Below are 20,510 nucleotides of genomic sequence, written 5' to 3' on the forward strand. Positions count from 1 at the left end.
AAGGCGCACTCGCTTCGATGACCCGCTCGGATACGCCATCGGCTGGCCAAACGCCTGCTGAAGTCGCGCGAGGACGTCCTGGCCGGATAGGACTCAACAAGTCGATTCATTGTTGCCTGGATTCCGATGTAAGGCCGGGCTCAACTTTCCCCCAGCCTTGAGCCTGGGTCGCTCCGAACCTCATGGAATTAGTCTCGATGCTCACGCTCCGGTTGGCTGCTGCCGCCATCAAGGCATTCGAAGAACGCCTCGAACAAACCAGTCGCGGTCTCGCCTGTTCACGCGGGCGGGGCGCCATCAATATGCGAAACACCGACGTTTTCGCAGATTGAGACGAACGCCCTCTTCGCGTCAGCGTCCTCAAAGCAAAATCGTGTGCCTTGGACTCCGCGCTCGATCCACCAGTCGATTTTGTTTGCCCGCGAAAATGCGGGATGCCTCTCCGCGCAACTGATCCAATTGCCTTCCATAGGCCCGAACGATCACACAATTTGTCATTCTCTTATCCCCCAAAAAAGCGCTGTTCTAACTATCCCTGAACGCAAGAGTGCTTCCGGCTGCTCATCGCGCACGCGCGGTGAGCTATCCCTTCAAAACGCCAGAAAGTCATACAGTCAGTCGCTCCGCAGCGATCGCACGTCAATCGCTCCTGGCCGAGCATGTAGCGCCCGTGGATCCCGGTAGCGGCATTTTTGCACGATGGACAAATCAACAAAAAATTGCGCATACGCCAGCGCATCACCAGAGCGCCCAACACCTTCGACGCCCCTTCGTGAATCAGGTATCTCGCTGAGGAGGAGCTTAGCGAAACTTTGCACGCCTGAATGTTCGATCGCGAACACAGGAACCGCCCTGCGCTTGCCCAGGGCGTGGTGGTATCCTTTCGGAAAGCTGCTAGGCTACCCTCAACTGCGAGAGAGCGAATGAGCGATGACGCGAAAGATGCAGGCCTTGCGGCGTTAATCAGTGGTATTTTTGCTCGGTCCGCGTCGCCCGTCGCCGCGCCTCCGGCGCCGGAGATGCCGTCAACACTCCAACGGGAGCCCGCGGTCGCGGCAGCGCCGCCAGCCAAGCCGCTCGTTCCCTTGTCCCCGGGCGGCCCCGATGAAAAACGAGCGCGACTGCCCGCGGTGGCGATCGCCGACCTCGTCCTTGGTGAGCTTCGCAAAATGGATGGCTTTCCGAAATCCGGAGTCTCGATCACCGTCTACGGAAGTCGACCTTGGAACGCCATGATCAGGTTCGCACCGTTCTCGACTACGTCGCAAGACGCTGCACGCCTGCGCCACGCTGTGCCCGACATCGTCTTCAGGCTTCGGGGGTACGTCGAGCTCGAAAACTAGGTTCTGCCGATCACGTTCGCCAAACTCGCCTCCTATCCCGCCGGGCTCGGCGTGACTTCCGACAATTGGACTTGCTGCGCCCATCCCCCTGCCGGTGTGAAATCTAGGAAGTCGGAAAAGGGCGCTCATAGCCCTCAGCGGAAGTATGGATGTGCCCTCGTTTCGTCCGCGGCCTAATAGCACGCCCTGTTCCCGCGAGTTCCGATTTCGCGGACTGGCCAGCAGTAGTATGATGGAGGTCACTAAGCCAATTCTGAGGGAGGGAATCATGCCGAACCTGGCCTCCTCGACGAACTCCGACGTGAGAGCCGAAGTTACCGGAGCTTATGCCGCGTGGGATACGGCGTTCAACAAAGCTGACGCCAAAGGGGTCGCCACAGCGTACGTTTCAAACGCGAAAGTGTTACCACCAACGCATCAGGTTATATCGGGTCCGGAAGAAATCGAAAAATTCTTTGCTGGGCTGTTTTCAGGCGGATTCACTGATCACAAACTAACAATCATAGATGCGGGTGGAGACGAGAAGGTCGTCTACAGTACCGCAAAATGGACGGCCAACGGCAAGGGACCGGATGGGAGCCGCCAAAGTGCCGGCGGCATTGCCACCCATGTGTTCGAGCGTCAAGCGGATGGCTCACTGAAGCTGAGGTTACATACCTTCAACTGAACTCGCCGTCGTATCGCTTGGCGCCGCGCGAGGAGACGTCGCGTGGATATAGCCGAATGGCTTCGCAGTCTTGGGCTGGAGCGCTACACTCGCGCTTTCCAGGAAGCCGAAGTCACGCCTGATGTCCTGCAAGACCTGACTGAAGCCGATCTGCGAGAACTCGGCTTGCCGCTCGGGCCGCGCAAGACCGTATTGAAAGCGATTCAGGCGCGCATGTCATCGATCGCTTCCGTCGCCACTGATGCTGGTGAGCCAACTGAACGTACAAGGCCGTCACTGCCCTCAGAGGCGGACCGTCGGCAGCTTACGGTCATGTTCGTCGACTTGGTCGGTTCCACCGCGCTCGCCTCAGGGCGCGACCCCGAGGAGCTGAGTGACCTCATGCAGGCCTACCACAACGCCGTGGCGGGCGAGATCGCCCGGTTCGAAGGCCACATAGCCAAGCTCCTGGGCGACGGCGTTCTCGCGTATTTCGGTTGGCCGCGGGCGCATGAAGATGAGGCGGAGCGTGCCGTCCGCGCCGGGCTTCGAGTGACCAAGGCGGTCGCCTCCCTTACCGAGCCGGGCGGTGTAGCGCTTGCCGCGCGCGTCGGCATTGCAACCGGTCTCGTCGTGGTCGGCGAACTGATAGGCGAGGGAGAGGCTCGCGAGCGCGCCGTGATCGGCGAAACCCCGAACCTGGCTGCCCGACTGCAGAGTCTGGCCGAGCCCGGTGATGTGGTGATCGCCGAGTCAACGCGCCGCCTGCTGGCCGAAGCCTTCATTTACCAGGACCTCGGCACAGTGCCGCTCAAAGGTTTCCCGGAGCCGGTGCAGGCCTGGCTTGTCAGTGGTGAGGGCGCAGCCGAGAGTCGATTCGACGCCCAGCACGGCATGGCAACGACCGCGCTGGTCGGACGAGACCAAGAACTTGCATTGCTCCTGGAGCGCTGGGAGCAGGCGAAAGAGCGAGAGGGACAGATTGTCCTGCTCGGCGGCGAAGCAGGCATTGGCAAGTCCCGGCTCGTGCGGGCGCTGCGCGACCACCTCGCAGGTGCGCCGCACACGCCACTGAGCCATTTCTGTTCTCCGTTCCATACCAGCACCGCCTTGTATCCTGTCATTGGGCTCCTTGAGCGGGCAGCAGGAATACGACGGGAGGACGCTCCCGAAGAACAGCTCGATAAACTCGAGGCCATGCTCGCTCTTGCCACAAACGACGTGCATGAGAGCGCGCCGGTTCTTGCGGACCTCCTGGCAATCCCGACGGGGGAGAGATACTCGCCACTTGCACTTAGCCCACACCAGAAGAAGGAGCGAACGTTCCAGGCTCTCCTGGAGCAGATACAAGGCCTGGCGGCAAGGCAGCCGCTGCTCGCCGTCTACGAGGATGTTCACTGGGCAGACCCTACCATGCTCGAACTCCTCGACCGGGCCGTTGACGAAGTGCAGCAACTCCCGATTCTGATCATCATCACCTTCCGGCCTGAGTTCGTTCCGCGCTGGGCAGGTCATGGGCACGTGACGGCGCTCTCTTTAAGCCGACTAGGCCGCAGGCAAGGGGCGACTGTCGTTGACCGGATCACTGGCGGCAAAATACTTCCACAAGAGGTGCTTGAGCAGATTCTGGCTAAAACTGATGGCGTGCCGCTGTTTGTCGAGGAACTCACCAAGGCCGTCCTCGAATCCGGGCTGCTCAAAGACCGGGGCAGCTACTATGAGTTGATTGGTCCTTTGCCGCCCCTAGCGATCCCGACGACGCTCCAGGACTCGTTGATGGCGCGCCTCGATCGATTGGCGCCGGTAAAGGAAGTCGCCCAGATCGCGGCATGCATTGGGCGCGAATTCGGACACGAGCTTCTAAGATCGGTAACGGCGCTCGACGAACACGCGCTGCAGCGTGCTCTCAATGATCTAATGACAGCGGAACTCATATTCCGCCGTGGAGCACCTCCGGATACGGGCTACAGCTTCAAACATGCGCTGGTCCAAGACATCGCGCATGAGAGCCTCTTAAAGAGCAAGCGGCAGCAGATCCATGCTCGCATCGCTGCAGCTCTCGAGGAACATTATCCTGCCCGTGCAGAAGCTGAGCCGGAGACGATCGCTTTGCACCTCACGCAGGGGGGACTGGCGGGAAAGGCGGTCGGCTATTGGCTGCGGGCGGGCCGGATTGCCGCGGGGCGTTCCGCCAATCTCGAGGCGATCGCTCATCTCACAAGAGGGCTGGATGCACTCAAGTCGAATCCAGAAGGGCCGGAGCGCGATCGCCAGGAACTCGCCCTGCAAACGGCGATCGGAGGTCCGCTGATTGCCATTCACGGATACACGGCGCCGCAGCTTGGCACGGCCTTCAGCAGGGCCCATGCGCTCTGCTATGAACTCGATGACACGGATGCCTTGTTCGCCACCCTTAGCGGCAAGTTTGTTTTCCACTTCGTGCGAGGCGACTTTGGTGCCATGCAGAGCCTTGTCGCAGAGGCCCAGCGCGCTGCCGAGCGCACCGGGGACACGGCGCTCAAACTAGCTACGCATCGTTTGGCGGCGCTCACCGCCATGCACGCCGGCGACTTTCTTACGGCGCGCTTAGAGCTCGAAGCGATCGTGAGGCGCTATCAGCCGGATACGCATCGGCCGCCACCTGTCCACTATGTACATGATCCGAAGGCCTCGGCGTTACCCTACCTGGCGATCGTGCTTTGGATACTTGGCTATTCCGAACAGGCGCAGAGGGCCAGCCGCGCGGCGTTTGAATACGCTGCGGAGTTAAATCAAACGAACCTTACGGCGCACGTGCAGGTCTATGGCGGAGCGGGGCCTGCGGAGCTGATGGGTGACGTGGCGGGTGTGCATGCGCACGCTGAAGCCATCATCGATCTCGCCGATCAGCACAGTTTGAATTATTGGCGCTTGAGCGGTCTCATCCTGCGGGGTTGGGCAATGGCCCAAGAAGGTGACGTGGAGGGCGGCTTGGCGCTCATGCGCCTCAGTCTGAACGAGAGGGCCAGGCTCGGAGCCAGTTGGTACCAGGTCCGGTACTTGTGGATGCTCGCGGCGATGCACCACCAGTTAGGTGACGACGAAAACGGGCTGGCCACCCTGGCCGAAGCGAAGGCCATTGCTGCGCGCAACGAAGAACATATGTGGGAGGCGGAGCTTGCATACATGGAGGGCGAACTGCATCGCACTCGTGGTGCTCCAGCTGAGGAGGTCGAGAACTACTTGCAAGCTGCGCTCAAGATTGCTCAAAGCCAAAGCGCGAAATCCTTTGAATTACGTGCGGCCATGAGTCTGGCTCGGCTTTGGCGCGACCAGGGCAGGAAGGCCGACGCGAGAGGCCTCCTTGGTCCCGTCTACGGCTGGTTTACGGAAGGGTTGGAAACATCAGACCTTCGTTCTGCCAAAGCACTCTTGGAGGAAATCGCTTAAGTTTAACGTCACGTGTTCAGCGGTGCACCATTCGCATGGTCCGGGGCTTCCGGTGGACCGAAGCTTCTGCTGAGGCTCGCGCAAACTGGAAAACTAAATTGGTTGTCGGTGGGCACCCGGGTGTCGCGCGCCATGGAAAACTGCCCCCTCAGCGTCACGAGGAATTGCCCCCTCCTCGGATGGCTGAGGAGAGAGTGAATGAAGCGGGAACGAATCGCTGAAAGCTCGGCGTGGAATGATCCACGGGGGCAGGTGATGAAGACGCCGGATGACGTGGCGGAGATGATGCGCCTGAGGGCGTGCGGGTGGGGTGTGAAGCGGATTGCGCGGCAGCTGGGCTGCAGCCATCACACAGTAAAGGACTACGTGGCGGCGGGCAGGGTGAAGCCATTCAAGTCGCCTAAGCGGCCGAAGCGTCTCGACGGCCTTGAGGGTTGGCTGCGCGAGAGGCTCATTCGGCATCGCGGCAATGCCGACGTGGTGCGCCAGGACCTGTTGGCGGACAAAGGCGTGGCCGTCAGCCGGCGGACGCTGCAGCGCGCGGTGCAGCCCTATCGGCAGGCGCTGAAGGCGGAGGCGCTGGCGACGACTCGGTTTGAGACGCCGCCGGGCCGGCAGCTGCAGATCGACTTCGGGGAGCGCCTGGTCGAGATCGGAGGGACGAAAGTCAAGGCATTCGTGTTCGTGGCAACGCTTGGACACTCGCGACGGCTCCATGTGCGTGCGTTCCGGGCCGAGAGGCAGGAGCATTGGTTCGCCGGGCTCGAGAGCACATTCACGACCTTCAGCGGTGTGCCGGAGGAAGTGCTGATGGACAATCCACGCGTGCTTGTCGTGCGCCACGACGCGGTGAGCCGGTCGGTTCAGTTCAACGACAAGCTGGTAGCGTTCGCAAAACATTGGGGCTTCCGTCCTCGCGCCTGCGCGCCATATCGGGCGCGCACGAAGGGCAAGACGGAGAACGGCGTCGGCTACCTGAAGAAGAACGCGATCGCCGGTCATTCCTTCCCAAGTTGGGAAGCATTCGAGGCGCATCTCGACAGATGGGAGCGTGAGGTTGCGAACGTTCGTATCCACGGCACGACCGGCGAGGCGCCGATCATCCGCTTCGCGCGTGACGAGATACATCGGTTGAAGCCGCTCGGCCGGCAGCCGTCGTTTGGATCCTTTTTTGAACTGACCCGCGTCGTCGGCAATGATTGCGCCGTCGAGATCGACACGAACAGCTACTCGGTGCCGTGGCGCCTGATTGGCGAGCGCGTGGCGGTAACGATCGCGGCCGGCGAAGTGCGGATCCGCCATGGATTGCACCAGGTAGCAGTGCACAAGCAACCGGAGGGGCGCCGGCTGCGGATCGTCGACTCCGCCCATCTCGATGGTGTTGCTGGTCGCAGGGCGCGGTCCGCCGGGCGGAGATCGCGGCGGTGCTGGCGCCGTCCTCACCGCCGTCGTTGTTACGTCCTCTTGCCGAATACGAAGCCGTGGTCGGAGGACGCTTCTGATGACGCGGGCAAAAAAGGTAATGGAAGCGACGACCGATCCGCTAGATGCCATGCTGGCGCGATTGCAGCTCTCCGGGATCCGCGATCAGCTTGATAGTTTGCTCGACGAGGCGGCGCGCGCGAAGCCTGTCGGCGCGTGAGACGCTGATCTTGCTGTGCGAGCGCGAGATCGCACGCAAGGACCATCGCCGCATCGAGATGGCGCTGAAGCTCGCACACTTCCCGGCCGTGAAGGAGCTTGCTGGCTTCGACTTCGAGGCGCAGCCCTCAATTGATCCAAAGCAGATCCGCGATCTTGCCGCGTCACGTTGGATCGCCAACGGCGAGAATGTGCTGCTGCTCGGGCCGCCCGGCGTCGGCAAGACGCACTTGTCGATCGCGCTGGGGCGAGAGGCTATCCTGGCCGGGTACACGGTGCAGTTCACCACGGCGACGACGCTGGTCGCAGGTCTTGCCAAGGCCCACGGCGAGCGACGCCTGGACGAGAAACTGCTCGCGCTGTCGAAGCCAAAGCTGCTCATCGTCGACGAGCTCGGCTACTTGCCACTTGAACCTGACGCGGCGCATCTGTTCTTCCAACTGGTCAGCCGGCGCTACGAAACCGGCGCCATGCTGATCACGTCCAACCGCAGCGTTGCCGAATGGGGCACAGTGTTCGCCGATCCCGTGGTCGCCACCGCGATCCTCGACCGGCTCCTGCACCACAGCCATGTGCTGACGATCCGCGGCGACAGCTACCGGCTCCGCGCCAAGCGCAGGAGCGGCCTCATCAAAACGCCGACCGCCGGTGACGACCCTCCGGTCGGCTCCGCCTCCCTCCGGCCCGTCACCGGCGGAAACAACCTTCACCGAGATCATAATCCCGATGGTGGGGGCAGTTCTACATGACGCAAAGGGGGCAGTTCCGGATGGCGTTTGACACCCGGGCCCGCACTCGCGATCGTACTGGCAAGACCCAAGAGGGCGCGGCAGCGCGAGAAGCGCCAAAAAGAGCAGGTATTTCGTTGAGGGCTGCTCTGCTGGGCAAGGGCTTTAACGAGGCAGAGTACCAGCGCGTCTTCAGATCGATGGAACAAGATCACTTGGATGCGCTGATGGTACGCGATGAAGCATCAGACAGCTCTGTTGCTCGTTCGTCTTGGTCGGCACGAACGGCATGTTGGGCCTTGTGACCGCCTCGCAAATAGCCTCCGCGTCGGTGCTGTCGTTCTTCTGCCGCTTGACGTAGGGCTTCACATAGGCCGGAGGCATCAGACGCACCGTATGTCCCAACGCCTGCAGCTCGCGGGACCAATGGTGCGATGAAGCGCAAGCCTCGATCCCAACTAGACACGGCGGCAACTTCTCAAAGAAGGACAGCACGAAGCGGCGCTTGAGCTGACCGCGTATGATCACTTGGCCGGCTGCATCGACCCCATGCACTTGAAAGACCGACTTCGCGATATCCAGACCAATCGTTGAATCTGACTGCATAGTTTGCTCCTCCGAATCGTGGGAGCCTTAAACGGCGCCCAGTCTTTTGGCACTCTCGTGCCCGTGGAGGAGCCGTCCACATGGGGTAATCGCGGGAGCGAGTCGCCCCTCAAGCCGGGTCAACCGACAATGGAAGCTGGTGGCTGTTCCCCGATAGGATGGAAATACGGGCTCACGACCGGACGCCGGGCCCAAGCATCGAATGGAGAACAGCCATGGAAGAATATATCGGTCTCGACGTGTCGATGAAAGAGACGTCAGTCTCGATCCGCCGAGCAGGTGAACGGATCTGGCGCGGCAAGTGCGCATCTGATCCCAGAATCATAGCCGAGCTCATCCGCAAGCGGGCGCCATCCGTGAAACGCGTCGTATTCGAGACCGGACCGCTGTCGGTGTGGTTCTATCATTCTCTGCGCGCCGAAGGCTTGCCGGCGATCTGCATCGATGCGCGCCATGCTAAAGCGGCGCTCGATATGGCGGCGAATAAGACGGACGCAAACGACGCCGATGGCCTGGCGCAACTCGCGGAAGTCGGCTTCTTTCGTGAGGTGCGTGTGAAGGGATTCGACAGCATGCTGACCCGCACGCTTGTCGCAGCGCGGACGCGGCTGGTCCGAATCACTACCGAGCTTTCCAACCAGATCCGCGGCGTCATGAAAACCTTCGGTCTGGTCGTTTCTGCCGGAAAGGGAAGCACCTTCGAGAAGAACGTCCGGAGCCTTCTTGCCGATCAGGACGGACTTGCATCGATCGTGCTTCCGATGCTGGAAGCCTGGCGTGGCATTCGCATCCGCGCCGCCGAACTCGGACGCCAGTTGGTCCAGGACGCGCGCCAGAGTGAGGCTTGCCGCATCCTTATGTCCATTCCCGGCATCGGTGCGATCACCGCAACCGCCTTCACAACAGCCATTGAGAGGCCGGACAACTTCAGGAAATCCCGATCTGTTGGCGCCTGGATCGGCCTGACAACGCGCCGCTACCAATCCGGAGAAGTCGATTATGACGGCCATATATCCCGACGGGGCGACCACCATTTGCGAGGGCTTCTGTACGAAGCGGCTGCGGTCATTCTGACGCGCAGCTCAACCGACAGCACTCTGCGCACGTGGGGTCTGAAGCTCCGGGAGAGGATTGGCTTCAAAAGAGCTGCCGTGGCCGTGGCGCGCAAACTGGCGGTTATAATGCATACGATGCTTAAGACTGGCGAACTCTTCAATCCGAATGCCGGAGCCACCGCATAAGCCCGATCGCGTTCAGAACCCGAACGCCCAAGGTGTCCCTGCCGAGACGTGAGCCGAGCCATTCCGCTGATGCTGTTGCACTGCTGACTCAGCAAAGTGCGTCGTCCACATTGAAGGCTCGTCCTGCGAAGCTCCCTCATGCGGCGGCTAATGCCGACCGCGAAGACAACCATGCACCCGGCAGTGTCCCCTGAACGAAATTATATGCTTGACGCCTCAGCAGCGATTAGACAACCCGCGTCGTCGGCAATGATTGCGCCGTCGAGATCGACACGAACAGCTACTCGGTGCCGTGGCGCCTGATTGGCGAGCGCGTGGCGGTAACGATCGCGGCCGGCGAAGTGCGGATCCGCCATGGATTGCACCAGGTAGCAGTGCACAAGCAACCGGAGGGGCGCCGGCTGCGGATCGTCGACTCCGCCCATCTCGATGGTGTTGCTGGTCGCAGGGCGCGGTCCGCCGGGCGGAGATCGCGGCGGTGCTGGCGCCGTCCTCACCGCCGTCGTTGTTACGTCCTCTTGCCGAATACGAAGCCGTGGTCGGAGGACGCTTCTGATGACGCGGGCAAAAAAGGTAATGGAAGCGACGACCGATCCGCTAGATGCCATGCTGGCGCGATTGCAGCTCTCCGGGATCCGCGATCAGCTTGATAGTTTGCTCGACGAGGCGGCGCGCGCGAAGCCTGTCGGCGCGTGAGACGCTGATCTTGCTGTGCGAGCGCGAGATCGCACGCAAGGACCATCGCCGCATCGAGATGGCGCTGAAGCTCGCACACTTCCCGGCCGTGAAGGAGCTTGCTGGCTTCGACTTCGAGGCGCAGCCCTCAATTGATCCAAAGCAGATCCGCGATCTTGCCGCGTCACGTTGGATCGCCAACGGCGAGAATGTGCTGCTGCTCGGGCCGCCCGGCGTCGGCAAGACGCACTTGTCGATCGCGCTGGGGCGAGAGGCTATCCTGGCCGGGTACACGGTGCAGTTCACCACGGCGACGACGCTGGTCGCAGGTCTTGCCAAGGCCCACGGCGAGCGACGCCTGGACGAGAAACTGCTCGCGCTGTCGAAGCCAAAGCTGCTCATCGTCGACGAGCTCGGCTACTTGCCACTTGAACCTGACGCGGCGCATCTGTTCTTCCAACTGGTCAGCCGGCGCTACGAAACCGGCGCCATGCTGATCACGTCCAACCGCAGCGTTGCCGAATGGGGCACAGTGTTCGCCGATCCCGTGGTCGCCACCGCGATCCTCGACCGGCTCCTGCACCACAGCCATGTGCTGACGATCCGCGGCGACAGCTACCGGCTCCGCGCCAAGCGCAGGAGCGGCCTCATCAAAACGCCGACCGCCGGTGACGACCCTCCGGTCGGCTCCGCCTCCCTCCGGCCCGTCACCGGCGGAAACAACCTTCACCGAGATCATAATCCCGATGGTGGGGGCAGTTCTACATGACGCAAAGGGGGCAGTTCCGGATGGCGTTTGACACCCGGGCCCGCACTCGCGATCGTACTGGCAAGACCCAAGAGGGCGCGGCAGCGCGAGAAGCGCCAAAAAGAGCAGGTATTTCGTTGAGGGCTGCTCTGCTGGGCAAGGGCTTTAACGAGGCAGAGTACCAGCGCGTCTTCAGATCGATGGAACAAGATCACTTGGATGCGCTGATGGTACGCGATGAAGCATCAGACAGCTCTGTTGCTCGTTCGTCTTGGTCGGCACGAACGGCATGTTGGGCCTTGTGACCGCCTCGCAAATAGCCTCCGCGTCGGTGCTGTCGTTCTTCTGCCGCTTGACGTAGGGCTTCACATAGGCCGGAGGCATCAGACGCACCGTATGTCCCAACGCCTGCAGCTCGCGGGACCAATGGTGCGATGAAGCGCAAGCCTCGATCCCAACTAGACACGGCGGCAACTTCTCAAAGAAGGACAGCACGAAGCGGCGCTTGAGCTGACCGCGTATGATCACTTGGCCGGCTGCATCGACCCCATGCACTTGAAAGACCGACTTCGCGATATCCAGACCAATCGTTGAATCTGACTGCATAGTTTGCTCCTCCGAATCGTGGGAGCCTTAAACGGCGCCCAGTCTTTTGGCACTCTCGTGCCCGTGGAGGAGCCGTCCACATGGGGTAATCGCGGGAGCGAGTCGCCCCTCAAGCCGGGTCAACCGACAATGGAAGCTGGTGGCTGTTCCCCGATAGGATGGAAATACGGGCTCACGACCGGACGCCGGGCCCAAGCATCGAATGGAGAACAGCCATGGAAGAATATATCGGTCTCGACGTGTCGATGAAAGAGACGTCAGTCTCGATCCGCCGAGCAGGTGAACGGATCTGGCGCGGCAAGTGCGCATCTGATCCCAGAATCATAGCCGAGCTCATCCGCAAGCGGGCGCCATCCGTGAAACGCGTCGTATTCGAGACCGGACCGCTGTCGGTGTGGTTCTATCATTCTCTGCGCGCCGAAGGCTTGCCGGCGATCTGCATCGATGCGCGCCATGCTAAAGCGGCGCTCGATATGGCGGCGAATAAGACGGACGCAAACGACGCCGATGGCCTGGCGCAACTCGCGGAAGTCGGCTTCTTTCGTGAGGTGCGTGTGAAGGGATTCGACAGCATGCTGACCCGCACGCTTGTCGCAGCGCGGACGCGGCTGGTCCGAATCACTACCGAGCTTTCCAACCAGATCCGCGGCGTCATGAAAACCTTCGGTCTGGTCGTTTCTGCCGGAAAGGGAAGCACCTTCGAGAAGAACGTCCGGAGCCTTCTTGCCGATCAGGACGGACTTGCATCGATCGTGCTTCCGATGCTGGAAGCCTGGCGTGGCATTCGCATCCGCGCCGCCGAACTCGGACGCCAGTTGGTCCAGGACGCGCGCCAGAGTGAGGCTTGCCGCATCCTTATGTCCATTCCCGGCATCGGTGCGATCACCGCAACCGCCTTCACAACAGCCATTGAGAGGCCGGACAACTTCAGGAAATCCCGATCTGTTGGCGCCTGGATCGGCCTGACAACGCGCCGCTACCAATCCGGAGAAGTCGATTATGACGGCCATATATCCCGACGGGGCGACCACCATTTGCGAGGGCTTCTGTACGAAGCGGCTGCGGTCATTCTGACGCGCAGCTCAACCGACAGCACTCTGCGCACGTGGGGTCTGAAGCTCCGGGAGAGGATTGGCTTCAAAAGAGCTGCCGTGGCCGTGGCGCGCAAACTGGCGGTTATAATGCATACGATGCTTAAGACTGGCGAACTCTTCAATCCGAATGCCGGAGCCACCGCATAAGCCCGATCGCGTTCAGAACCCGAACGCCCAAGGTGTCCCTGCCGAGACGTGAGCCGAGCCATTCCGCTGATGCTGTTGCACTGCTGACTCAGCAAAGTGCGTCGTCCACATTGAAGGCTCGTCCTGCGAAGCTCCCTCATGCGGCGGCTAATGCCGACCGCGAAGACAACCATGCACCCGGCAGTGTCCCCTGAACGAAATTATATGCTTGACGCCTCAGCAGCGATTAGACAACAGCATCAGAAGCGGGAATGCCAAAGAGCTCCCTGCTCAAGCCGCACCTCGCAAGAACCGATGACGTTCACTCCTTCAGGGCAGCAAAAAGCCCGCAACAATACGCGGGCTTTGGTCGCAGGACAGAAAATCGTTAGCTTTCGTCGTTCTGCCAAAAGCTCAGCGATGGTTTGACCACGACCACGAGGCCGGCAAGGGCGAGAAAGGCGACGGCGACGAACGTGATTGCGATCTCTTCCATGAAGTCTCCTGAGACGCCCTTGCGGAGGATGCAGGTGCGTTGCGGCGGGATCGTGGCTCAAAGGTGAACTTAGCGTGCCGTTTACCAACCATTGCGTGACCGCCACTCCCGTCAACCTAGGCCCGATCTCGCAGTTCTATTCGTCGACCCACCAGGTAAGCGACGGATAAATGACCAGCAAGCTGACGAGGGCCAGCGATCCGGCCAGTAGCGTCCCTATGATCAAAGCGCCTATCATGGATTATATTATAAGCACATTAAATTTTAACGCAATTAAATTATTTAATTGGTTGTTTCCCCTTCGATGGACTGGAGTCCGCTGCGGCCAAAGGTGTCGGTCGGGCGCTCGGTTGCGAACTGCCGGGCTGCCCTATGAACAGACATATAGCTGCACCGCATTAACAGACGCCATGGACTACCAGCAGACGTCGCTTGCGGGCTGAACCAACGAGATCGCGCACCGAGGCGCAGCCTCTGCCTTTACAGATTGAAGTACAACATAGAGACTAGAACCGTCGAAAATACACCTAGCCCTATTATGGCAACTTTAAAAACCAGGTCGGCTGCCAAGTGCACCTCCCTCAGTTTGCAAATCAGTTAGAAGCATACGCCTTACTTCCGCGCCTGCAATCCGGGAAAGGAAAGCCATTCATCAATATGGGCGGCGATATCGCACGTGGGCCTTCGTCAAAAGGTCTTCACGTTCCGCGCCCGAGGAGTCGTTGGCCTAGCGTCCTATCTGTTTGAACCGGTGGCGTTTCATAAACGTCCTCCCGATGTGATATCTGCTACTTAAACGCTCTCAGAGTCGCGCAGTGCGTTACGGCTATCGCGTGGTGCGGCATAGACTTCTGAATACTTGCCGTCAAAAAGCAATCGAGATGACGCTGCGGCGTATTGATGTCGCCGGCATTGCGCTGGACTTTCAGGATGTAGCTGAAATCTACACGATCGATAACGCACGGGACTGGCAGCTAGATCCTTCTGCTGCGCTCGATATCGAGGCCCGCCTGCGATCGTACGGCTTCGATCAGCATGAGATCAGCATGGAAGTCTATGTTCAAGCGCGCGATATCCTCGTGCTGTTTGAATCGCCCCTGAACGGAGCACAGCTTCGACGCCTAATGATGCTGAAAGAGATTAACAACTTTCGGCGCTCAAAAATGGCTGATCTTGCCAATCCTGCGGAGCGCAAAGGTTGGCCAAGCGGCGTCAAGCTCTAGCGAAAAGGTCTTCCTGACGAGACCTTGCCTCGACGTTAGCTTCATCCGGCAACGATCTTATGGTCCAGATTGCCCAGCGCACTGCTCCACAATTGAGCATGAGTTGCCTCACAATTGTCATAGCACCTCCACTGCAACCCAATATAGTTCGTCCAAGCAATCAGGAATGATCAGGCGAATTTCAATGATCAGACATGCTCTCCGCATGCTGGCCACGTATTGTGTTTGCAGCCAGCCAGCTTATTCAAGCTACGAATCTCAAGCAGTGGCTCCGCCGCTGTCATTCTCACAATTCTGCGTCCAGTATCCGGAGGACTGCCAACGCCACGACGATCGCAGAATCAGAGACTTCCGCTCCTCAATTCAGCGTTGGCGAGAACTCGCTGAGATCAATTCGACGGTGAATTTCGGCATAGCGCCAAAGGATCTGCTCGCAAGCCGACGTGACGCGGAATGGCAGATATTTCCTTCCGAGGGCAATTGCGGCGACTATGCCGTTACCAAGCGCCATCTATTGCTTCGATCGGGTTGGCCCAGCTCGGTTCTTCTTCTCGCAGAGGTCATCATTCGGGCAACCGGAGAGCACCACCTTGTACTTCTTGTGCGCGAGGGAAGAGCGGTCCTTGTACTCGACAATCTAAGTCCGGTAATCACGCCGCTCGTGGATGCCCTGGACCGATACATCCTCGTGCGGTCGGAACCGGGAACTGATCCCCAGCATTGGACGCGCGAAGTTGGCGCTTTCTAGCAGGAATTCGAAGCACATGCCTCGCGAGTATCCTTCACGTTGGCAAGCAGGCGCAGAGTAACCATAACGCAGATTCCGGAGCATCCCGATGGGACCGAGTAGGCCGTTAATCTAGGCTTGATTTTTGCTCGGTTTCACTCTCCCTAATGAAGTCAATTTCGTGTAAGCACAAATCTTCATTTTGGGATTGATATGACAAAGAAACGAGCACTGATTACGGGCGTCACCGGCCAGGACGGCGCCTATTTGGCTGAACTTCTTTTGCAGAAGGGGTACGAGGTCCACGGCATCAAGCGTCGAACCTCCCTTTTCAATACCGACCGCATTGACCATCTGTATCTCGATCCACACGAGCCCAATCCGCCCTTCCGGCTTCACTATGGCGATCTCACGGATTCCTCGAGCTTGATCCGCATCGTCGGCCAAGTGCAGCCAGACGAGATCTACAATCTCGCGGCGCAGAGCCATGTTGCGGTTTCCTTCGAGGAACCCGAGTACACGGCGAATTCCGACGGCCTTGGCACGTTGCGCATCCTTGAAGCGATGCGCATTACAGGCTTGGAGAGGAAGGCGCGCTTCTACCAGGCCTCAACGTCTGAACTCTACGGTTTGGTTCAGGAGATCCCCCAAAAGGAGACCACGCCTTTTTATCCGCGCTCCCCGTATGCGGTTGCCAAGCTCTACGCCTATTGGATCACGGTCAATTACCGTGAAGCCTACGGCATGTACGCCTGCAACGGCATTCTGTTTAACCACGAATCTCCTGTCCGCGGCGAGACCTTCGTGACCCGAAAGATCACGCGCGCCTTGGCACGGATTCATTTGGGTCTGCAGGAACGGCTTTATCTCGGCAATCTCGATGCGTTGCGCGATTGGGGACACGCGCGCGACTATGTTGAGATGCAGTGGCTGATGCTGCAGCAGGAAAAGCCGGAAGATTTCGTCATCGCAACGGGCGTTCAACATTCGGTGCGAGACTTCGTCAACGTCGCGGCGAGCGAAGTCGGCATGAAGATCCGATGGGAAGGCTCCGGCGTCGACGAGAAGGGCTATAATGTTGCAAACGGAAAATGCGTGGTCTCGGTTGATCCGCGTTATTTCCGGCCGACTGAGGTCGCCACTTTGCTTGGAGATCCGTCCAAGGCGAAGGAAAAGCTTGGCTGGCAGCCGCAAACCTCTTTCGAGAGTCTTGTGGGCGAGATGATGAAAGAAGACCTTGAATCTGCAAAGCGAGATGAACTCATCAAGCAGCACGGCTTTAGGTATTTCCCACGTCATGAATAGGCAATAATAGAAAGAAGCGGCGGTCACCCTTGTGACCGCCGCTTGCGAGCCTGCCGAACCGTTTGCCTAGAATTCTACTCGAACCGCCCCAGCGCGGAAGATGAGCGCCAATCTTGGAGAGCGCTCACAAGATCGAACCTCCTTACAAAACCAGTTTCTTGAAGTTTTCGCGGCACTATGTTTGTCGACCGAAACAACTTCATCACGCGAGCTCGATTAACAGAAGTTTTGATGCCGATCTTCGAAAGCACTTCGAAGAGAAGTCCCGCAAGAAGGATCAGCTGCAACGGTATCGTGCCTACGGGCTTAGGTAAGTGCGCCGCATCCCGAAATGCGGCGCAAATTCCTTCAGTCGTAACTGGCTCATCAAACGCAAAATTGTAAGTAATAAGCTTCTCATCGCTCCTTAGCGCGAATTCAAACGACGCAACGAGGTCTTTGACGTAGCCACAGGCCTTCTTCGTATCCCGCCTGCCGGGATAGAAAAATGTTCCTCTTTCCAGAGTTCTAGCTAATCGCGTAAAATTACCCCGCTCCTGAAAGCCAAAAACGACAGCAGGCCGAACAATAACAAGCTTCCGATCAACGCCCTCGCGCTGCCAGACTTCGTGTACCCGCTCAGCCAAGAGCTTCGATTTGCCGTATGCGCTCTCGGGATTTGGTTGGCACAACTCCGAGACTTCCTCTTCACTTGGCCCGTATATCGATATCGAGCTAGTGAAAAGCAAAGCACTGACACCAGCCCGACGGGCATAATCAGTTACGTTCAAGGCACCAGAAACATTTGTCCAATAGTACTCCCAATCGTCGTGACCTGGAGTTACGTGGACGGCCGCGAGATTATAGATATCCGTCACGTCAGGAACGAACTCAGGAGGAATCGGATATCGGACGTCACAATGGACATACTCGACCCCAACCGTCTCGAATCTTGGATGAGGCGCGATATCGGCGCTTACCACCCTCGAATAGTCACCAGACTCAATGAGGGCTCGAACTAGATGCGACCCAATAAATCCGTGTCCCCCGAAAACAACAGCAATTCGTTTGTCAATTTTCATAACAACCTTCTAAGGTCATGCCTTTTCAATCACCGATAAGTATTGACCCATAATAGCCTGCTTGTTCATGCAATCGGCCACGAAAGACTGACCGTTTTGCCCCTTTGCTTCCAATTCCTCCCTGCTGTCGATGAGAGTAACAACGCTCTCAAACAATGCGGTTTCATCGCCAGGGGAAACGCATATCCCTGCCTTGGAACGTTCGGTCAAAACATCCAGGGGACTACTTGGCTCTGCGATACAAACATAAGGACGCCCAGCCGCCATGATCGAAAATAGCTTCGACGGCAACGCATAATTCGCAACATCAAGCGCTTGCGGGACCATATGGAGGCTGGCCGCCTGCAAGCTTTCCGTGAACTTCTCGCTGCTTGCCAGCGGCAAAAAGATCGCATCAGCAATGCCGGCGTCCTGAAACAGCCGAGCAATGCGCTGCTTTTCCGAGCCGTCTCCCTGCATGACCACTCTCACGTCACCACGCTCAACCGACAGCCGCTTGATCAAAGGCAAAAGCTGATCGAGGTTCTGCTTTTTTCCAAAATTTCCAGAGTACATCAAAACTGGCGGCGAATGCGGCATCGGCGCCTCCCGTGAAGGAGTCGCCCAAATTGAAATCACAGAAATCGGCTTCTTACAGCCAAGCTTCTGAAGTTCACTTTTCATGCCGTCGGTCAAGACAACGATCTGGTCGGACCGATTGAGCGCGAATCGCTCGACCACCTGCATTAGCGAAATCAATACCGGACTGGTGGCGATCTTGAGAGAACGAGCCAAACCGCTCTCAATATCGTGCACAACCGTAACGATCTTTGCTCCTGAAAGCAGCTTGATTACTAACGCTCCGAACACCGTTAGAATGCTGGGCACGTAAGCGACCACTATGTCAGTGGCTCCAAATTGGCGGCGAACAGCCCGGTTGAGCACACCAAGCAGAAAGCGAAAGTCGTTCTTTACTCGCTCTTTGAAGCCTCCCGCACCTCGCTCGCTTACAGGAATGCGAGATATTTTTATCTCGTGCAGACTCTCCTCGTCCCGCCCACCATCAAGCCAGTCGCCGAACTTTTCAACTGTTGGGTAGTGTGGGCGGAAAGCGACCACACGAACTTTAAATCCGTGTTCCTGGAGCCAAATCGCAAGCTCCGTGCAATATGGCGCAGATCCGATCTCTTCAGGCCAAAAATACGGGGAAAGATAGAGGATATTCTTGATCACTTGCATATCTCTTCTGAACGGGCAGAGCTCTAAGCTTGGACGCCAACACGCATGTTCCGTCCACCCATCTCGAGAAAATCTGCATAAGCAACAGCCAGCCCAACCGACAAGGGGGTCTTTGGCGCCCACCCAAGTTCGCGAACGCGGGAACTGTCGAGGAGCTTGCGCGGCGTGCCGTCGGGCTTGGACGCATCGAAAATCAATTTACCTTCGTAGCCGACAACATCAGCTACAGCCGCTGCGAAGTCTGCGATCGACAACTCGTCTCCGCTACCGACGTTTATCGGCAGGTCACTCGAATAATTCTTCAGAAGAAAAACGCACGCGTCCGCAAAGTCTTCGACGTTGAGAAATTCACGAAGCGGCGTACCGGTGCCCCATACGGCGACACTGGGTGCTTTTGCGAGCTTGGCTTCGTGGAAGCGCCGGATCAGTGCCGCCGGAACGTGACTATGATCCGGATGATAATTGTCGCCACGGCCATAGAGATTGGTCGGCATCACCGAAATGAAGTCATCGCCATATTGCCGACGAAAGGCTTGGCACATCTTGAGGCCGGCGATCTTCGCGATAGCGTACCACTCGTTGGTCGGCTCAAGCGGCCCAGTCAGTAATTCGCTTTCGGCGATCGGCTGCTTGGCGTGTTTGGGATAGATGCAGGACGAGCCAAGGAACAGTAGGCGCTGCACGCCAACCATGTGACTTGCGCGGATCACGCTCAATTCCAGCGCCAGGTTGTCGCAGAGAAAATCGACCGGGAGATTGTTGTTGGCTGCGATACCGCCAACCTTTGCGGCGGCGTGAACCACCACCTCTGGACGATTGGCCTCGAGCCATTTCAGCGTTGGCTCTTCCCTTGTGAGGTCCAGCTCACGCCGGTCGGCCGTCAGGACAGTGCAGTTCTCTGACGCAAGCCTGCGGACGACGGCTGATCCGACCATGCCGCGGTGACCCGCGACGAAGACACGTTTGCCCGTGAGATCGTAGGTTGAAACCCCTGCCATCGTATCCTCTACCAGCGGCTTGGCCGGATCATCCGGCGGCCGCCGCACTACGCAATCACGCTGCCGATGCAGCCCGGGCAGTCTGGTAACACAATCTTCACCATGCGACAGCCTGTCCCGGTCTGACAAAGATATTCATGGTGAACCTGCGCTGCGCGCACAAAAGGTCAGCACACAATGAAACAAAAACGAGCAAGGCAGCCGCATCAGCTGTGCGGCTGCCTTTAGACATCATCGAAAAACGGCAGACGCCGCCTGTTAGCTCAACCTCAGTACGCCCGGCGCAGGACAGGACCGAGAGGCGCGCAGACCCGATCCATATACCAGCCATAGGGCGTCTCGACCCGCACCAGCGGGCAACGGCGCCACGGCGCATACCGATACGGATAAGGCTGCGCCCAGAAGGTAATAGGGGTCACCTGGCCCTCACCCGTAAGCAAGGCCGCAGGTGCCGGCATCTGCATCGCGGCGCTCGCTCCGCTCGCCGCGGAAAAGCTAACAGTTGCGGCCAAAAGACCCGCTCGCATCAACGTCTTAAACATCCCAAAAAGCTCCTTGCCCTGCGGATTTGATCCCCGAGTCGCTTGTCAGCCCCCAGC

Annotated in this window: 12 protein-coding genes and 5 pseudogenes; 12 read left to right on the top strand and 5 right to left on the bottom strand. The window is 58.8% G+C overall.

What is annotated here, in order from left to right; translation table 11 throughout:
* Positions 1–923: 923 nt before the first annotated feature.
* The 5 genes and pseudogenes from IVB07_RS29725 to istB (IVB07_RS29745) all read left to right on the top strand — a co-directional run bounded on the left by IVB07_RS29725 (position 924) and on the right by istB (IVB07_RS29745) (position 7,808).
* A complete protein-coding gene (locus IVB07_RS29725; RefSeq protein WP_247295628.1) occupies positions 924–1,343 on the top strand; it encodes a hypothetical protein in 420 nt (139 codons plus the stop codon).
* 268 nt (positions 1,344–1,611) lie between these two features.
* Positions 1,612–2,010, top strand: a complete 399-nt coding sequence (locus tag IVB07_RS29730) for a nuclear transport factor 2 family protein (protein WP_246648595.1) — start codon at positions 1,612–1,614, stop codon at positions 2,008–2,010.
* Positions 2,011–2,052: 42 nt separating this feature from the next.
* Entirely contained in the window at positions 2,053–5,418 is a 3,366-nt protein-coding gene (locus IVB07_RS29735) for an adenylate/guanylate cyclase domain-containing protein (protein ID WP_247766795.1), read from the top strand.
* 198 nt (positions 5,419–5,616) lie between these two features.
* The gene (gene istA / locus IVB07_RS29740; protein ID WP_247766796.1) at positions 5,617–7,014 is read left to right on the top strand and encodes an IS21 family transposase; all 1,398 of its coding nucleotides are present in this window, start codon (positions 5,617–5,619) and stop codon (positions 7,012–7,014) included.
* A pseudogene (gene istB, locus IVB07_RS29745) lies at positions 6,941–7,808 on the top strand (IS21-like element helper ATPase IstB). The gene istA and the pseudogene istB (IVB07_RS29745) overlap by 74 nt, the downstream one beginning before the upstream one ends.
* Before the next feature lie 213 nt (positions 7,809–8,021).
* Here the strand turns inward: istB (IVB07_RS29745) and IVB07_RS29750 are convergent.
* Positions 8,022–8,393: pseudogene (locus tag IVB07_RS29750) on the bottom strand (transposase); the annotation flags it as partial.
* Positions 8,394–8,608: 215 nt separating this feature from the next.
* On the opposite strand from IVB07_RS29750, the gene IVB07_RS29755 reads away from it, so the two are divergent.
* From IVB07_RS29755 to istB (IVB07_RS29765), 3 genes and pseudogenes are all read left to right on the top strand, one after another.
* Positions 8,609–9,634, top strand: coding sequence for an IS110 family transposase (locus IVB07_RS29755; RefSeq protein WP_247454925.1), 1,026 nt, complete (start codon positions 8,609–8,611; stop codon positions 9,632–9,634).
* Positions 9,635–9,885: 251 nt separating this feature from the next.
* Positions 9,886–10,190 (top strand): annotated as a pseudogene (locus tag IVB07_RS29760) (IS21 family transposase); the annotation flags it as partial.
* A 20-nt stretch (positions 10,191–10,210) separates the two neighbouring features.
* Positions 10,211–11,078 (top strand): annotated as a pseudogene (gene istB / locus IVB07_RS29765) (IS21-like element helper ATPase IstB).
* Between the two features lie 213 nt (positions 11,079–11,291).
* Here istB (IVB07_RS29765) and IVB07_RS29770 read toward each other — a convergent pair.
* Positions 11,292–11,663, bottom strand: a pseudogene (locus IVB07_RS29770) (transposase); the annotation flags it as partial.
* A gap of 215 nt (positions 11,664–11,878) precedes the next feature.
* On the opposite strand from IVB07_RS29770, the gene IVB07_RS29775 reads away from it, so the two are divergent.
* From IVB07_RS29775 to gmd, 4 genes are all read left to right on the top strand, one after another.
* Positions 11,879–12,904 carry an IS110 family transposase gene (locus tag IVB07_RS29775; protein ID WP_247454925.1) on the top strand — a complete coding sequence of 342 codons (1,026 nt, stop codon included), beginning with the start codon at positions 11,879–11,881 and terminating at the stop codon, positions 12,902–12,904.
* Between the two features lie 1,290 nt (positions 12,905–14,194).
* A complete protein-coding gene (locus IVB07_RS29780; protein ID WP_247294371.1) occupies positions 14,195–14,602 on the top strand; it encodes a hypothetical protein in 408 nt (135 codons plus the stop codon).
* Positions 14,603–14,807: 205 nt separating this feature from the next.
* Positions 14,808–15,350 (top strand): transglutaminase-like cysteine peptidase, encoded by a 543-nt coding sequence (locus IVB07_RS29785; protein WP_247767812.1) that lies wholly within the window; start codon positions 14,808–14,810, stop codon positions 15,348–15,350.
* Between the two features lie 192 nt (positions 15,351–15,542).
* The gene (gene gmd, locus IVB07_RS29790; RefSeq protein ID WP_247766797.1) at positions 15,543–16,634 is read left to right on the top strand and encodes a GDP-mannose 4,6-dehydratase; all 1,092 of its coding nucleotides are present in this window, start codon (positions 15,543–15,545) and stop codon (positions 16,632–16,634) included.
* A 74-nt stretch (positions 16,635–16,708) separates the two neighbouring features.
* Here gmd and IVB07_RS29795 read toward each other — a convergent pair whose 3' ends face one another.
* The 3 genes from IVB07_RS29795 to IVB07_RS29805 are packed head-to-tail and all read right to left on the bottom strand — an operon-like array spanning position 16,709 to position 19,911.
* Positions 16,709–17,695: an NAD-dependent epimerase/dehydratase family protein gene (locus IVB07_RS29795; RefSeq protein ID WP_247294384.1), complete on the bottom strand. Its 987-nt coding sequence runs from the start codon at positions 17,693–17,695 to the stop codon at positions 16,709–16,711.
* A gap of 15 nt (positions 17,696–17,710) precedes the next feature.
* Positions 17,711–18,907 (bottom strand): glycosyltransferase family 4 protein, encoded by a 1,197-nt coding sequence (locus IVB07_RS29800; protein WP_247766798.1) that lies wholly within the window; start codon positions 18,905–18,907, stop codon positions 17,711–17,713.
* Positions 18,908–18,936: 29 nt separating this feature from the next.
* On the bottom strand, positions 18,937–19,911 hold the full coding sequence (locus IVB07_RS29805) for a GDP-L-fucose synthase (protein ID WP_247294388.1): 975 nt from the start codon (positions 19,909–19,911) through the stop codon (positions 18,937–18,939).
* Positions 19,912–20,510: the final 599 nt, after the last annotated feature.

Source organism: Bradyrhizobium sp. 172 (assembly GCF_023101065.1).
Lineage (GTDB): Bacteria > Pseudomonadota > Alphaproteobacteria > Rhizobiales > Xanthobacteraceae > Bradyrhizobium > Bradyrhizobium canariense_D.

Coding starts and splice junctions, on each gene's coding strand:
- IVB07_RS29805 (WP_247294388.1), bottom strand. CDS start 19,911: ATGGCAGGGGTTTCAACCTACGATCTCACGGGCAAACGTGTCTTCGTC.
- IVB07_RS29785 (WP_247767812.1), top strand. CDS start 14,808: ATGCTGGCCACGTATTGTGTTTGCAGCCAGCCAGCTTATTCAAGCTAC.
- istA (WP_247766796.1), top strand. CDS start 5,617: ATGAAGCGGGAACGAATCGCTGAAAGCTCGGCGTGGAATGATCCACGG.
- IVB07_RS29755 (WP_247454925.1), top strand. CDS start 8,609: ATGGAAGAATATATCGGTCTCGACGTGTCGATGAAAGAGACGTCAGTC.
- IVB07_RS29795 (WP_247294384.1), bottom strand. CDS start 17,695: ATGAAAATTGACAAACGAATTGCTGTTGTTTTCGGGGGACACGGATTT.
- IVB07_RS29775 (WP_247454925.1), top strand. CDS start 11,879: ATGGAAGAATATATCGGTCTCGACGTGTCGATGAAAGAGACGTCAGTC.
- IVB07_RS29725 (WP_247295628.1), top strand. CDS start 924: ATGAGCGATGACGCGAAAGATGCAGGCCTTGCGGCGTTAATCAGTGGT.
- gmd (WP_247766797.1), top strand. CDS start 15,543: ATGACAAAGAAACGAGCACTGATTACGGGCGTCACCGGCCAGGACGGC.
- IVB07_RS29730 (WP_246648595.1), top strand. CDS start 1,612: ATGCCGAACCTGGCCTCCTCGACGAACTCCGACGTGAGAGCCGAAGTT.